The sequence below is a fragment of the Streptomyces sp. Ncost-T10-10d genome, from assembly GCF_900091955.1.
GTDB lineage: Bacteria > Actinomycetota > Actinomycetes > Streptomycetales > Streptomycetaceae > Streptomyces.
In genome coordinates, this window is the sequence record NZ_FMDF01000120.1 from 27889 (window position 1) to 43430 (window position 15542).

The 15542-nt window shown below is 67.1% G+C and carries 9 protein-coding genes; 4 read left to right on the forward strand and 5 right to left on the reverse strand.

Translation table 11 applies throughout. The annotated features are described in order from the left end of the window. Nucleotides 1-111: 111 nt before the first annotated feature. The 5 genes from GA0115254_RS19485 to GA0115254_RS19500 all read right to left on the reverse strand — a co-directional run bounded on the left by GA0115254_RS19485 (nucleotide 112) and on the right by GA0115254_RS19500 (nucleotide 6250). Nucleotides 112-765, reverse strand: a complete 654-nt coding sequence (locus GA0115254_RS19485) for an AfsR/SARP family transcriptional regulator (protein ID WP_141720865.1) — start codon at nucleotides 763-765, stop codon at nucleotides 112-114. Further along, on the reverse strand, nucleotides 660-2240 hold the full coding sequence (locus tag GA0115254_RS43900) for a tetratricopeptide repeat protein (RefSeq protein ID WP_141720866.1): 1581 nt from the start codon (nucleotides 2238-2240) through the stop codon (nucleotides 660-662). Before GA0115254_RS43900 ends, GA0115254_RS19485 begins: the two co-directional genes overlap by 106 nt. A 737-nt stretch (nucleotides 2241-2977) precedes the next feature. Further along, a complete protein-coding gene (locus GA0115254_RS19490) occupies nucleotides 2978-3517 on the reverse strand; it encodes a DUF3558 family protein (RefSeq protein WP_093896573.1) in 540 nt (179 codons plus the stop codon). A 32-nt stretch (nucleotides 3518-3549) separates the two neighbouring features. Then, nucleotides 3550-5076 carry a hypothetical protein gene (locus tag GA0115254_RS19495; RefSeq protein WP_141720867.1) on the reverse strand — a complete coding sequence of 509 codons (1527 nt, stop codon included), beginning with the start codon at nucleotides 5074-5076 and terminating at the stop codon, nucleotides 3550-3552. Nucleotides 5077-5605: 529 nt separating this feature from the next. Beyond that, nucleotides 5606-6250: a DUF3558 family protein gene (locus GA0115254_RS19500; RefSeq protein WP_093896575.1), complete on the reverse strand. Its 645-nt coding sequence runs from the start codon at nucleotides 6248-6250 to the stop codon at nucleotides 5606-5608. 207 nt (nucleotides 6251-6457) lie between these two features. On the opposite strand from GA0115254_RS19500, the gene GA0115254_RS19505 reads away from it, so the two are divergent. From GA0115254_RS19505 to GA0115254_RS19520, 4 genes are all read left to right on the forward strand, one after another. After that, complete coding sequence (locus GA0115254_RS19505; protein WP_093896576.1) at nucleotides 6458-6841, forward strand: hypothetical protein; 384 nt, start codon at nucleotides 6458-6460, stop codon at nucleotides 6839-6841. Between the two features lie 20 nt (nucleotides 6842-6861). Next, entirely contained in the window at nucleotides 6862-7887 is a 1026-nt protein-coding gene (locus GA0115254_RS46240; protein ID WP_256102685.1) for a hypothetical protein, read from the forward strand. A 647-nt stretch (nucleotides 7888-8534) separates the two neighbouring features. Then, on the forward strand, nucleotides 8535-14819 hold the full coding sequence (locus tag GA0115254_RS19515) for a hypothetical protein (RefSeq protein WP_093896577.1): 6285 nt from the start codon (nucleotides 8535-8537) through the stop codon (nucleotides 14817-14819). After that, nucleotides 14791-15504 carry a hypothetical protein gene (locus GA0115254_RS19520; RefSeq protein WP_093896578.1) on the forward strand — a complete coding sequence of 238 codons (714 nt, stop codon included), beginning with the start codon at nucleotides 14791-14793 and terminating at the stop codon, nucleotides 15502-15504. Before GA0115254_RS19515 ends, GA0115254_RS19520 begins: the two co-directional genes overlap by 29 nt. The last annotated feature ends 38 nt before the right edge of the window (nucleotides 15505-15542 follow it).

Here is a 15542-nt window from a genome sequence, read left to right on the forward strand (position 1 = left end):
CGGTCGCGCCAGCTGTACGCGATGAACGTGCCGCCAACGGAATTGCCGATGCCCACTCGGCGCTGCGCTATTTGCGGCACGGGGCACTCGCCAACGTCATCGGCCGGGCCGTCACGCCGTGGGGAAGGGGACTGGGTGGACATCGATCTCGTGCATGCGCTTGGCGTAGTCCCGGTAGCGGCGGCGGGCTTCGCCGTGCCGGCCCGCCGCGGAGAGTGCGGCGATCAGTCCGAGGTGGGCCGACTCGTCGTAGCCGTCCTCGCCGATCAGGCGCAGGTACCAGCCGGCTGCAGCGTCGCAGCGGTCCAGCCGCAGGCAGCGGCGGGCGAGGGTACGGACGACGTCGCGGTGCAGCTCGGCGAAGGCCGCGCGCGGGCGTTCGCTCCACTCCCCGGTGAGCTCGCCGTCTTCGCCGAAGTCGCCGGTGTACATGCCGACGACCACTTCCAGGCGCGCCACCATGTCGACGCCGGCCGCCGTGTCCCGGTTGCCTTCGACCGCGGCGTTCGCCGCGATGGCCGCACGGGCCGCTTCGTGGAACCGGACCGTGTCGAGGACGACGTGCCTCGTGTTGAGCCACACGCTGGAGGGGTCGGTGACCAGAAAGCGGTTGGCCGGATGCCGCCGCGCCGGGTCGAGGACCGCGCGCACCGTCGAAATCAGCACCGACAGGCGGCGGTTGGCCACCTCCGAAGGTGTCTGCGGCCACAACAGGGCGGCGAGCGCGGTCCGGGAGACGGGTCTTCCCAGCTGACCCGCCAGCACCTTGACGAGCTCACGGGCCTTACGCGACTGCCATCCGGCCGGGGGACGGGCGTTCCGGAGAGCAGTACCGCCAAGTGGCCCAGGGCCTGCACGGCAACCTCGGGGACCGGCGGTGGACCGATCGCCGCCAGCGGCCCGGCGATGTGCCAGACGTCGTCGCACACCCCCAGCCGGTGCAGCCGCTGCCAGGCGACGTCCTCGGACAGCCGGTCGCCTGCGTGGCGCGCCCGCAGCAGTGCGTTGGTGGCCAGTGCCACCTCGTTGCCCGTGTCGGCCCAGACCGCGGCCGCCTCCACCAGCCCGGCGGCACGGCGTGCGGCAGGGCGCCCCGGCGTCGTGGCCGAATCACCCCGGTATGCGGCGAGCGCGGCGAGTTCCATCGCCTCGGCCAGCCCGGCCGGGTCGCGGCGGCGGCCGGCCTCCGAGCGGACGTCTGCGGCGTACTGGGCGGCCGAGACGGTGTCTCCGCTGCACAGTGCGACCCAGCCTGCGGCCAACTCGCCGGTGACCGGCCCGGCGGCGCTCGGCAGTGTGAGGGACAACTCCGCGTACCGTGCCGCCTCGCCCGGATCGTCGGCGTAGCAGGTGCGCGCCAACCCCGCCCATGCCTGCGCCACGACCTGGGCGTTGCCGTCCGGCTCGGCCATCGCCACGGCTTCGCGATAGGTCGCCGTCGCCTGCCAGGCGGAGCCCCGGGTCAGGTGCACCCGGGCGATCAACAGCAGTCCGAACGCGGCCAGCGGTGAGCCCTCCCGCTGCCACAGGGTGAGCGCGCGATCGGCGTCGTCGCGGGCGGCGTTGAGATCGCTGAGCCCCAGCCAGGCCTCGGCGCGGTTGTGCAGGGCCAGTGCGAGCAGCGTCTGCTGGGGAGCGCCCTCACCGAGGCGGATCGCCTCGGTGAGGGCGTCGACCGCCTCGCGCAGACGCCCCTCCTCGACCAGGCGGGAGCCGACGTTGGAGCGGATCCGCAGCTGCAGGCCCATGTCCCCGGCCCGTTCGGCCGCTGCGAAGGCCCTGGCGTAGGCGTGTTCGTTGGCTGCGCGGTCGCCCTCACTGAAGGCGGCCAGCGCCTGGGCGAGGTAGGCCGCCGCCAGCGCAGCGTCGTCGCGGCTCTGCTCGGCAGCCCGTACCGCCTCGTCGGCGAGGCTCCGTGCCAGCGTCCGGTCACCACGGGCCCAGCGTGCTGCCGACCGGCCGGCCAGCAACTGGGCCTGGTCCGCGCCGGCGTCCCCGGCGTCGGCGGCCGCGCGTTCGTACAGCGACTCGGCGCCCTCGAACTCGCCCCGCTGATGGAGTACGCGGCCGAGCCTCCAGGCCAGTTCGGCAGGCAGCAGCGCGTCCGCCGGGAGCGTCGCGACATGCCGCAGCGCCTCGTTGTACTGCCCCTGTCGCAGGGCCGACTCCGCCAGTCGCGCGACAGTATCGGGGTCGCGCACCCGGTCAGCACCCGCAGCCCCTCCCGCGCTGGTGGTCACCGCGTCAGGATACTCTGAACCGCGCCGGGTTCGGCAGAGATCTCAGATTGTGGTTGTGACCTGGGGGTTTCGTGGATACTGGCGACCGGGAGGGCCACCGCGCGTGGGGCGAGGCCGAGCACCACTGCGCAAGCCAGATGCCGGCCCCACAGGGTGACCGAGACGGCGGGCTGCCGGCCGAACAGCCCACTCGTGGCGAGGTGTTCAGGCACACCCAGTCGGCGGCCCGCGACCTCGGCGCCCCGCCGGGTGCCGCGCTCGCCGTTCAGTCTGCCCATCAGCGTCAACAGCAGCGCCCAGGAGACCAGGCCCGCGCGAGTCGGCGTTGTGCTTCCCGTCGTCCGCCGTCGCACACGTGCCGCGAAGCCGGTCAGGCCCGCGATGACGTTGGCCGGGACCGTCTGGATCGCGTTGTTGTAGGTGAAGGCCGCATCGTTGTACTACTGCCGGGAGTAAGCGATGCGGTTCTCGGTGACCGACAGCTCCTCCTGTCTCTGCCGCTCGTGCGCGGCCTACCCGCTGACGGTTTGCACGCGGTTGGGGGACCAGATCGTGGCGTCGCTTGAGCTGTACCTCGATCTGGGGCCCAGGCGTTGTCCACCGCACCGCGTTTACGGACAAGACCGTTGTAGGGCACGACGAAGGCGAGGATGAACAGCAGCACGACGAGAACGACAGCGACGGGTAGGATCGCGGGGGCTCCTATGGATGGGACGTGTGCGCACGGCGGACACGGGTCAGATCCGGGTGGCCACCTTTCGGGCCAGCTCTTGCAGTGGTGTGCGGTTCTCCGCCGGGTCGTTGAGCCGCACCAGACGGATCGACACCCACCGGTCGGACCTGCGGAGGAAGACCGCCTCGTCCTCGGCGTACGCCTCGTCGCCGATACCGGCCAGCGGCCTGAGTGTGTGTCCGAGGTCGCGTTCGATGTCGAGGTACTTCTTCGCACCGTCCCCCACGAAGATCTCCACCTGGGCCGTCGGCCCGGTGACGGGGCCCGTGTAGGTGCATGTCTCCCGCACCGGTGTCGCGGGGTCGAGCGCTGTTCCGGCCAGCTTCTCCGCCTCCTGCTTGGTCACCAGGGCGCAGGGGTCGACGGCTGCCCCATTCGGCGACGGCGCCTCGGTGCTCTCCTCCGGAGTCCGGGTTGCCGTGGCCGGCTCGACCGACGAGGGGCCGGCTGCCGAGGACTGCCCGTGGCCGCCGCACCCGGACAGCGCGAGCAAGGCGAGCACAGCCAGGGGCACCAGTGGCGACGGCGGGCGGTTGCGGTTCATCGGGATCCTCACTGTCTGCCTTCGTCTCGGTGTCAGGACTTGCACAGCGGTACGTCCGGCAGCGTCTGCTGTCTGTGGACGAAAGGTGTCAGGCTCTCCTGCAGCAGCTGGAACTTCATCGTGGGCAGGAGCTTCTTGAGGGCGGCCATGGCCACGGCGGAGACGGAAACCCCCACGCCCCCACCGATTTTGCCGTCCAGCGTCGCTCCGACACAGCGGGTCAGCGGGGCGCCGAGGACCGAGCCGTTGGTCACCCCGAAGTCCATGACGAGCTTGGCGTAGGGACCGGCGAAGGCGGCGGGCACACCGACTCCGACCTGGACCTTGAACTCGACGGTGGTGGCGATGCCGCTGACTCCGACGGAGATTCCGGTGACCGAGTCCATGATGCTTTTGATCACCGAGAGCTTCGGGGTGACGATCGAGCCGTTGACCATGCCGATGGCACCGTCGAGCCCCCACTCACCGTCGGCGGTCACCGTGGTGTTGTTGCCGCCGAGTGCGGTTGCGACGCTGAACTTCCAGCTGATGTCGAAGGCGAACGGGGTCCCCGCGATCGGCAGGGTCATCTGGACCGGTACCTCGGCCCGGATCTTCGAGTTGTCGATGACACCGTTGGCCGCACCGGCGGCGATCCTGATCGCGACGCTTTTGATCCCCTCGACGGCGAACGTGGCCCCGTCGGCGACCCGACCGCCGGAGATCGTTACATCGGAACGGATGTGCAGTTTCTCCGTCTTCAGCGAGAAGTCGACAAAGACCTTGAGCCCCGCCGCGGCCTTGTGATTGAACTTCAGACCGAACGCCCCCGGGCTGCGATACGGCTGGGCCTTCCATTCCCCGAGATCCGCCGTGACGCTGCTCGACCTGGCCGGCGGCAGCGTGCCCCCGACGGCGGCGACCCGGACCGGTCCCCGTTCGACCACGGTGCCGACGCGCCCCGAATGCGCGGCGCGCACCGACGTCTGTCCGATCGTCCGCGCCGTCGTCGGAGCATCCCGCGCGGCGTCCTTGGCGGCGCCCTTCTCGGCCTCTGTCGCAGCGTCCGTCGGGGCATCCGCAGACATGGTCACCGCCCCGGGCAGGTCCGGGATCTCCAGGTAGTGGAGCGCGCCATTGTCGATGTCCTGATCGAGTGTGAGGTGGGCGTCGCGGAATACCTCGGTGAACTCCACCGGGCCCAGAGTGGCCACGACGTCTCCGTGTACCCGGCGCACCTTCTGCACCCGCCCCACCGCACGGCTGGTGGCGTACAGGACCTTTCCGAGCCGAACGTCCTGGGCACCGCGGGCTTTTCCGTCGATGGTCCAGGTCAGACCGTCACTGGATGCCGACCGGATTGCTCGCGGTCCACCCTCGACGATCACGACGTCGGGCTGGTAGGTGATCGACGGATCGCGGACCGGCCGGGTCCCGTAGGTGAGCGCGGCCTCGGACGTCTCGGCCGGATTGGAGCCCTCGTGCGCACGCCTGGATGCGCCACCGCATGCCGCCGTGATGGTCAGGAGGAACGCAATCGCCAGCGGCGCGGCCCGCCTCCCCGGGCGCGGTGCGCTCACGGCCCACCCCGGGCGGAGGGCCGCAACCCCCCGTGACACAGCCGACAGCAGCCGGATGCCTCTCATACCGTGATCCGTTCGCCATGGCCGACGCTCGCGGCGCCGTACCCCCTAGACCCAATACCGGTGACTTTGGCGCCCGACAGAGCCTCTGTGCGCGACGTTTTCGCACGTCAGAGCCATCAATGACGCGCTAAGTCACTGGTATTGCCCCTAGACCATCATCAACTGGCGTGTTCGCGCCCTGTTCAGGAATCCTTCGGGCGACCGGTCGCTACGTCCTCTCGTGGTCGCTGCGGCTGCCGGGCAACGGCGGCAGACGGCCTCGTGGAGTGCTCCACCACCGCCTCGCCTCGCACGCGGACGTGCAGGGCTCCGGTGCGGCCGGACGAGGTGGGTCCCGGGAACGGGCCGCGCGGCACGACACCACTTTCGCCCGCGCCCGGCCCCCACCCCGGCACCGTGCCCCCCCCGCCGACCGCGCGCCGTGCTCGTGGGGTGCGGCCCGGCGCGGGCCCGGCTGCCGGTGTCAGACGCGCGCGCCCACCGTCCGGGCGAGTTCGTTCAGCCGCCCGGCGTTGTCCACCCTGTCCGCCACCACGGTCATCGCCACCCAGATCCCCGACTTCCGGAAGAGCACGGTGAAGGTCCCGTGATCGGAGGCGTCGTAGGAGTAGGCCTCCTCGCCCACGCCGGAGAGCGGCTTCTTGTGGGCTCCCGCGAGCATGTCGTCGGCGAAGGCCTTGGCTTCGTCACCCTGTACAGTCGAGGAGATCAGCACCCCGTCGTGCGAGTACTCGCAGCCCGTGGTGTTGAACTCGCTCGTCTTCGCCGTGACGGACACGCCTCCCAACTGCTGGACCTCCTGGACGGAGATGAGCCCGCAGGGGTCCGCCGGCGGCCTTTTCGCCAGGGCTCCGCCGCTGTCGCCTGTACGGTCCGTGGCGTTCGACCGCGGCCGGTCGGCAACCGAGGGAGCCCCATCGCCGGAGCCGCCGCACCCGGCTGCGGCGAGCGTCACGAGCAGCGTCACGGTCAGCACCGGAGCATGCCGCAAGCGTCTTCGGGACATCATCAGCCAGACCTCCTTGTCACCGCCGCCGACCCTGCGCCGTGCGAGGGCGGCAGCTCCGGCCCCGTACTGTCCGGGCCGGTCCGCCGCCCTGATCAGCATGGACGCATGTGTTCGTGCCGGGTTAGGGAATTCTTCAGGTGAACGGAGGCGCCGCTCGCCGCCGACTCTGCGGGCGCAGCCCGCGCACCCGCGGAGAACTGGTGACGGGCGCACTGGAATCGGTCGGGCCCCTCTCTGTCAGCCTTGGGTGAGACATCCCGTTCTGCGGGGTTAGCCTGAGAGGGCACGACAGGAGAGCCGTCCCTTATGCCCAGCACAGAGTCCGTCGGATCCGACCCGGCACCGAGGCCGAAGCGCCGCACTTTCACCTCGGAGTACAAACTGCGGATCGTCGCCGAGTACGACGCCGCAGCCAGGAGCGAGAAGGGTGCGGTCCTGCGCCGGGAACGGCTCTATCATTCCCATATCAAGGAGTGGCGGGCCGCGCGGGACGCCGGGGCCCTGGAAAACCTGATCGACCGCCGGACCAGCCCGGCCCGTGCGAAGAAGTCCGCCGCGGAGGTGGAGAACGAGAAGCTGCGGCAGCAGGTGGAGCGGCTGCAGAGGGACCTGGCCCGGAACAAGGCCGCACTCGAGGTGATGGGAAAAGCTTCCGCGCTCTTGGAAATGGTCTCCGAGAGCGCGGACTGAAGCCTGCCGTCGACCCTGTCGTGGACGAGGCGTTCACCGGCGTCGAGGCTCAGCTGGGCATCACGGCCGCCTGTCGGCTGACCGGCCGCTCCCGCGCCACGCACTACCGCCGGCTCCGGCCCCCGCCACCACGCAGAGCACGTGCCCCGCAGGTGCAGCCGTCGGCCCTGACGGCCGAAGAGCGGGCTGCGGTGACGGAGTTGATGAACGGCGACGAGTATGCCGAGCTGGCGCCCGCGCAGATCTGGGCCCGCGAGCTGGATGCCGGGCGCTGTCACTGCTCCGTCTCGACGATGTACCGGATCCTGCGCGAGCAGGATCAGTCCGGTGAGCGCCGACGGCAGGCCGTCCATCCCGCCAAGGCGGTGCCCGAGCTGGTCGCCACGGGGCCCTCGCAGGTGTTCACCTGGGACATCACCAAGGCGGCCGGACCGGTCAAGGGCGTCTGGTATCACGCCTACGTGATCATCGACATCTTCCGCCGGTACATCGTCGGCCACACCGTCGAGCGAGCCGAATCGGCGGTGCGGGCCGAGGAGCTGATCCGCAAGACCATCGCCCGCAACGGCATCGTGACCGACGACGGTGAGGTGCACGAAGTGCACTCGCTCAAGCGTCGCGCGGCAAACGCGACGCGACCTATTCCGATCCCGCCGCAATTCGTACGCATGCTGCGTGCCCATGTGAAACGGTTCGATGTGGCACCCGACGGTCGACTCTTCCGGAACCAGGCTGGCAACTACGTCGACGCTGCCGCCTACGGCATCACGTGGGCGCGGGCCCGGGAGCACGCCCTGACTCGTACCGAGCGGACTTCTCGCCTGGCCAAGCGACCTTACGATCTCCGACACGCCGGGATCTCCTTCTGGCTCTACTCCGGAGTGGACCCGGCTGAATGCGCCCGCCGCGCCGGTCAGAGCATCGAGGTGCTCTTTCGCCACTACGCCAAGTTCCTCGACGGCCTTCGAGAGCAGGCGAACCGCCTCATCGAGCAGTCCATGAACGAGTGGCAGCGCGTCAGCCAAGGTGACCCACCCGAGGGTTGAACCGGGGGTTTGGTCCGTGACTGGTCCGGAAGCACTGGTCGGGAGGGGTACACCAGTGGGAGAAAATGGGAGTTAGCGCGCAAGCCGGGCTTGGTTGAGAGCGGGCTGAGTGAAAGGCGCCTGACGGGTGAAAGCCCAGGTCAGGCGCCTTTTCCCGTGCGTCTAGAAGAAGCCCAGCTTCTTCGGCGAGTACGAGACGAGGAGGTTCTTCGTCTGCTGGTGGTACACGGCTTGCATGGCGCTGACCAGCGCGAATGTGACGGCCGATGTGGATCTGGCGGTCTCTGGCCCGCATATGGTCCGGATCTTGGTTGTGGGTTGACCGAGACCTCGACTGGGTTGGGTAGGGCAACGGCACTGTTCGCAGTCGCAGAGTCTGGAGGGTTTGGCGAGGCGGATTCTGATGGGCCGGCTCCTATCTGTCTGCGCCCGCAACGCCCATACCGTGGCCGTTGACACCCGGCGAGGGGAGGTGCGAGCGCTGTCTTGAATCCGCGTCGATCGTTTCGGACATGATGCGTCGGTGGATGCGTTGCCGGAATCAGAGAGACATGAGTAGCGTGTGCAGGCTTGTGCCGTCTTGGTCTGTGGTGATGTGAGGGGACCCTTGCCCGATTCCGTCGCTTTGAGGTCTGCCGGGAGTGGGCATGCCTGACACCGATCTTCTGCGTGCCAGCCGTGACGGCGATCAGTTCCACTATCACTGGGCGGCTCGGCAGGCGCTGAAGCTGTTGCTCCCTGGTGCAGATTTGACTGCGATCGCCGTCGAGGGCGTGTCGCAGGATGACACGACGGGGCGCGACGGTGAAGACGTCATTGACATCGCCGAGTACTACGGCGCGACCGGACTTCGCGAAGCGAACCGCGTGGTGTATCGCCAGCTGAAGCATTCGACTGCGCGGGCCACCGAGGAGTGGACCGTGTCGGGACTTGGCGGCACCGTCAGCGGGTTTGCAGAGAAGTACCGACGAATCAAGCTGGAGTCGCCGGGACTTGAGCGGAAGGTCATCTTCGAGTTCCTATCCAACCGGCCGGTCCGCGACTCCGTTCTGCGTGCGATCAGGGTTCTGGCAGTGGGCGGTGAGCTCGGCGACTACGCTCACGAGGTCAAATTTCTCAAACAGTATGCGGGGTTCACGGACGACGCAGACGGCGAAGCCGGTTTCTTCAAACAGCTACAAGTGGATCCCACAGCGCCAGGCTTGCTGCGACTCGAAGGGCTGTTCCGGCTGGATCTAGCCGGATTTCTGCCCGGCGCTCCCGATGTGCAGCCCCTTCTGCTGAAAGAGATGATCGCGCGACGCGCGACCTCGCTGGAGACGAATCACGTCGTCGACCGCTCCACTGTGCTTACTGCTCTCGGGGTCCCACCAGAGCGCCTTCTGCCTGCCCCCAACCTCATCGACCCGCCCGGACGCGTCATTGTGACTCCGCAGTCTCGTGCGATCGTCGACGACATCGTGCGGCTCGCCCCGCGGCCTGTCATTGTCCACGCGGCCGGCGGTGTCGGGAAATCTGTGCTTGCCACGCAGATTGAACGGAACTTGCCGACGGGCTCCATCACTCTCGTCTACGACTGCTTCGGGAACGGGAGTTACCGTCGCTCCAGCTCGCCCCGTCACCAGCATCAACAAGGCTTGGTCCAGCTGGCTAATGAGCTTGCTGCGCATGCCCTTTGCGATCCGTTGATTCCGGCTGGTACGGCCCAGCCGACCGATTACGCGAAGGCGTTCGTGGTGAGAGTCCGGGGGGCGGCAGAAGCCATCGCGGCCTCCACCCCGGGGGCGCTCTTGGTTCTCGTAGTGGACGCGGCCGACAATGCGGCTCTCATCGCGAGAGATGGTGGTGAGCGTGCCTTCGTCGCAGACCTGTTGCGGGAGGCACTACCGGACAACGTGCGACTCGTCATGTTGTGCCGCACCGAACGCGTCGATCTGCTGGAACCGCCGCCTGGTGTCCACAGAATCGAGCTCACGGGATTCGGCGTCGCCGAATCCAGGCAGCATTTGGCGTCTGTGTTCGGAGTGGTCACGGAGGCACAGGCGGCCGAGTTCCACCGTCGTACCGGCGGCAACCCCCGTGTCCAAGCGTTCGTTCTCAGCACGGCCTCGGACCTCGAGTCCTGTCTCGGCTCTCTCGGGGAGGCGAGACATCCCGACGTCTCCTTGCTCGACGAACTCCTGCAGAGCTTGGTGGACCAGTGTAAGGACGCCAACCATCATCTGAGTGCGGAGATCGACCGACTGTGCGAGGCCATGGCCGCACTCCGGCCGAGGATCCCCGTAGGCGTTCTGGCCGAGCTGTGCAGCGTGCCGGCCTCGGTCATCCACAGTTTCGCAGCGGATCTCCGCCGCCCTCTGCTCGTCGATGGTGACGCCCTGCAGTTCCGTGACGAACCGACCGAGACTTGGTTTCGAACCAGGTATCGTCCGACCGGCCAGTCCCTGATTGACCTCATCGACCGCCTGACGCCGCTCGCCGCAGGCGAACCGTATGTGGCAGCTTCTTTGCCGCAACTGCTGTGGGAGGCCGGTCAGGTCGACACTTTGGTTGAGCTGGCGATCACCGACGGCGCGCTCCCCGAGGGGGACGATTTGGAACAACGGGAGATCGCTCAGCAGCGGGCTCAGTTCGCCCTCAAGGCCACGCTACGCGTGGGCAAGGAATGGGAGGCGGCCCGGCTTGCAGTCAAGGCTGGCAGCCTGGCCGCCGGCCACTCTCGTCGGCTTCATCTGCTGAGGAGCAACACCGATCTAGCGGGCGCGTTCCTGGACGCCAGCACGGTCGAAGACATAGTGGCGAACCGCAGCCTTGCCACGGACTGGCCAGGTTCCAACCTTCACTTCGAAGGCGCCTTGCTCTCGTTCGCCGCAGGCCAGACCGACTTCGCCCGCAGTCGACTGCGCAGCGCGGCGGAATGGCTCAAGGCATGGGTGCGGCGGCCTGACGACGATCCGCACCGACACCACGTCACCGCGGCGGACATTGCTGAAGTCGCCTTCGGACTACTCAACACCGACGGTGTGGAGGCATGCGCCGAGTACTTGGCCCGATGGCGCCCCAATCGAGTTGGCTTCGAAGCTGGAGTGATCATCACTACCCGGCTAGCCGACTCGGGCCGTACCGAGGAACTGGAGGCCCTCGGCCACGCGGCCACGCGCTTGAAGTACCTCCAGTTCGCCGTCGCCTATGCCGCCTGGCAGGCCAACCTCGTGTGCCAGGCACCGCTTGCGCGGCGCCTGGTGAGAATGCTGAAGCGCCAACGCAGACCCGTCTCCTTTCGCCGACATCCGGGTGTCCCGGAGGAGAACAAGGCACTTCCGGCGGTCGGTTGGATCATCGCCATGGGGCTGCGCCACGGCGTGCTGTCGGACACGGAGGCCGAACGGATCCTGCGTCTCAATCTCCCTGACGACCTGGGCCGGGGTGCCGGAAGCCGCTACGGCCTGAACACCGACACACTTGCCCTCCTGTGCGGCTTCGCGCTGCTTTCTAAGATCCGGAGGCAGCCCTTCGATGCAGACATGGTTGCGGGCGACGACGTCCTGGAAGCGCGGCAACATCCTCATACGTACTCGCGCACACTGAACGACCACGAGCAGAGCGTCGTGCCCCTCGGTGCCTGGGCGAGCCTCTGGATCGACTGCCTAGTCGGAGCCTCCGGCGACACACAAGTCCCGTTCCGGGATCTCGTGGCCTCTATGCCGGGACAGCATGGTGGACATGAGGTGCCGTACTTCCTGTATCGAGGGGTCGCGCGACTCGGTGTCCGGATTCTCGCCTTCGGCTCGTCCGAGGTGACGCGTCAGCTCCTGCTCGACTGGTACCGGGCCATGCAGAGGAACATTGCAGACGAAGTCCTGATTGACGCCGTCCGCGCAGCGGCCCCCGTCGATGAATTGCAGCACATCGCTGTCGAACTCGCGGAGTCCGTCGCTGCGTCGCTCGACACCACTCAGGACAGTGCTGAGTACAAGGCGGAGCGGATGGTGAAACTCGCTCGCGCAGTCCAACGATTTGACACACGCGAGGCTCACGCCTACTTCACCAGGGCGATCGATCTGACCGACCGTGTGGGCGACGACGTACATGTGCTGTGGGGGAGCGTCCTCGCCGTCGCTCGCCGAGCCTCCGAGGGCAATCACGACGACGATCGCCGCGCATATCGCGTTGCACAGCTTGCCGAGAGCATTCAGCCCTATCTCGGGGACGGAATGGATCATGCCGCGGTCCTGAGCGTCATGGGCCGCTTGAACCCGACGACCGCGACAGTCGTCGCCTCCCGTTGGCGTGACCGTCGGTTGTGTTCTGAGGGTCCGTTCATTCAGGCACTTCTCGACGAGAAAGCGGGCCCGCTTACTCCCTCCGCGGTCACTGCTCTGGCGACGGTGCCGTTCGACGAGTACCGTGTCGGCGCCCTCCAGCTCGTTGAACGAGCCCTTCGCGAGGCTCCCGACGACGGCGAACGCATCGCCGGGATTCTGGGAGAGTTCCTGCGGGCACGTCGTTTCAGCAGCGAGTCCTTCGAACGCCTTGACCACGCCACCAGCGAATTGGGCATCGACCTCTCTGGCACGTTGTTCGCCGTCCGGTCCCGCAACATCGCGTTCGCAGCGTCGTCCGGCTACAGCTCTCCCCGGTGGACGCGGGGTGAGGAGGACGAAGGGCGGATGGCGCGTACGCGACAGTTGGAGGCTGCCCTAGCAGCGTGTGATCTCTCCACCCAGGAGGGCTGGGAGAAGGCTCGCCAACTGGTTCGCGGATCGGACCACTTGCTGCGTATGGAGCAGGTCATCGACCACGCGGTCAGGGTCCCCCTGCGCAAACTCGACGACATGCTCATCGCATTTCAGTCCAACCCCCACCTCAGCACCTTCGACTACACACATCTGGTCCAGAGGCTGGAAGAGCTGCCCTTGCTGCCCCTGGCCGCCCGCCAGCAACTACGTCACCTCGCTGACACGGTCACCACGCGGTTCAGCCGGGAACTGACCACAAAGGGCTACGAGCCGATCAAACTACAAGGGCTCGCCGGTCTGGCCGGCACACCTGATGCGGATCTGCTCGGAACGGCACTCCGGGAACTCGGTTCGCAGCCTGCTGTGTTCCTCCCCGAGGAGTGCTACTACCTGGCGGCCCGGCTCGCTCCACGGCTCACCGGCGTACAGGCGCAGGTCGTCCTGGACGACTACGGGACCATGCTGGCCGGCCTCGCCCCCGAGGATTCGGCCGACGGGATGTTCGCCGATCTTCCCGCCAAACCAGCAGCGGCTGCAGAATGCTTCGCAGGCTATCTATGGGCGGTTCTCGGTGACCCCGAGCACGGCGCTAGGTGGCGGGCGGCGCACTGCGTCCGACTCCTCGCCGAACTCGGTTGCAAAGAAGAACTCGACGCGCTGCAGCGCTTCGCGCTGGGCAGTCTTGACGTCACCCCGTTCCACGATGCCCGTCTGCCTTTCTACGACCGACACGCCCTCCAATGGCTACTCTTCGCCCTTGCACGCGCCGCTCAGAACACGGCAACGCATCAAGGACTGATCGAATTCGAGCCGTTGCTGCGTAAGGTCGTCTTCGATGACGAACCGCATGTCGTGATGCAGGAAAGTGCGAAAGTGATCTGCGTCGCCCTGGCCTCTTCCGGCTACGGAAGTCTGACAGCAGACGAACTCGACATCGTGCGCAGCATCAACAGACCGAAGAATGTTGTCAGCCAGTCATGGGCTGAACGCAGGGCAAGGGAATCGAGTGACGCGGATGAGGGATCCCTCGCACTTGAGCCGAGCGAATTCCGGTTCGACTGGGACTTCAAAGACCGCTGGTGCAAACCGCTAGGGGAGGCTTTCGGGATCTCAGAGGAGACGGTCCTGCGACTCGCCGGGCACACCATCACGGCCACCTGGCAGCTCGCCTGTCGTGGCGTACATGAGGACGACCCGCGCTACGCGCTCAAGTTGTACAGGGAAGGAAGCACCTTCGCCCATCATACGACCTGGCCGGACGCCGACGATCTAGACTTTTATCTCTCCACCCACGCCGTGTGGTCTGTCGCCGGGGAACTGCTGAAGACGCATCCCGTGTACCGGGACAGCGAGGCGGACACAGACCTGTTCACCGACTGGCTCGGTGACTTCCTACTCACGCGCGACGACGGCAGATGGCTTGCCGACCGGCGAGACCCCTCGCCCCAAAGCGTCTTCCAGGGACCATACGACTCACCAAGACCCGACTGGATCTGGCGGTTGAACAGCCAGCACTTCAGTGAGCGTCTCCTGGCGAGCGACGGGTGGGTCACGGTCTGGGAGAGCTCCGACGACACGAGCTATGAGGCCGCGCAACAAGTCCTGATCCGCAGCGCTCTGGTCACTCCCGAAAAGGCCAGGGCGCTCGCGCTCGCCCTGCAGACCGCCCCTTCGTACATGGCATACCGCATCCCGGACGCCGACGACAGTGAGTACCAGTTCGATACCCAAGGCTTCCAACTGACGGGATGGATTGCCGTCCCGGACGGCCGCGAAGGCCAGGACAACAGAGACCCGCTAGCCGGCGGGGTCCGGTACCCGCCGTACCGGCCCGTTGAGGAATTCGTCGGTCTGCTTGGGCTGGAACCGGACGCAGACATGCGCGAATGGACCCGTGCCGACGGCCTCGCCCTCCGCAGCACTGTCTGGGACGACACAGCCGCGACCAGCTCGGACCGAGTAACAGGAACTGAGGGACAGCGGCTGGAAATCCGGCGCGATGCCCTCCAGCAAATCCTTTCCCTGACCGGACGCAGCATGATCGTTGAAGTGATGATCGACCGCACTCATAAAGACCACAATGAGCCCTACTCGGTGAGGTACGACCAAGACGATGACGAATCCCTCCCCCCACGCGAAAGGTCCTACAAGATTTACCTCTTCGATGACTCCGGAAGATGCGGAGAGCTTTGAGCGCACCCTCGAACTGGGCAAAGAGATCGCAGCTAGCCTCCCGGACCACGATGTACTGGGCCGATGGATGGCCCACCACATCGGCGACTTGATCATCCGCGCCGAGACAGCCTCTGAGGCGGAAGCTGACGACGTACGCCGTGAAACGGCGACCGCTGTGCTCGCGCTTTGGAACCACCGGGCGGCACTCCCCATCTCCAGACCGCCGCTCGACACGTTCGGGCCCGTCTTCACCGCTCTGGAACGGCTGAACGAGCCTCAAGACCCGTGGGACTTCTACCGGATGTTCCAGCGGGGGAGTGAACCCAGCGAGGACGACATGGCAGCAGCGCCGCTGCTTCGGATCGCATTGAACCTTGAGGAGATCGTCCGCCGCGTCGTACGTACGATCGTCACAGTCGCTGCACTGGAAGCCGCCGACAGGGAGGCGAAGTGGCTGAGGCTCTCTGACCATGTCGAAGACGACGAGCAACGAGCCGCGCGGGATGCGATCCTCGAGTTGGCACGAACCCTCGAAACGTACGCCGGTGATACTGACGGTCAACCAGCAGCGGGGGATACCAGGCTCTCGAAGTTGATCACTGACCTCCTGCGAGCCGAGGCTCAGCTCGCAGAAGCCCGGGGAGCACTTGAGGACCGTCTACCCGGGAATCGGTCAGAGAGCGAGTCCGGTGGTCCTGTGTGAGGGCGGGGGACATCTGTTGCTGCTGATTGACCTCGGCA

Excerpts from the sequence above, each read along its gene's own strand:
- GA0115254_RS19490 (WP_093896573.1), bottom strand. The coding sequence starts at position 3,517 with ATGAACCGCAACCGCCCGCCGTCGCCACTGGTGCCCCTGGCTGTGCTC.
- GA0115254_RS19500 (WP_093896575.1), bottom strand. The coding sequence starts at position 6,250 with ATGCTGATCAGGGCGGCGGACCGGCCCGGACAGTACGGGGCCGGAGCT.
- GA0115254_RS19505 (WP_093896576.1), top strand. The coding sequence starts at position 6,458 with ATGCCCAGCACAGAGTCCGTCGGATCCGACCCGGCACCGAGGCCGAAG.
- GA0115254_RS19515 (WP_093896577.1), top strand. The coding sequence starts at position 8,535 with ATGCCTGACACCGATCTTCTGCGTGCCAGCCGTGACGGCGATCAGTTC.
- GA0115254_RS19520 (WP_093896578.1), top strand. The coding sequence starts at position 14,791 with ATGACTCCGGAAGATGCGGAGAGCTTTGAGCGCACCCTCGAACTGGGC.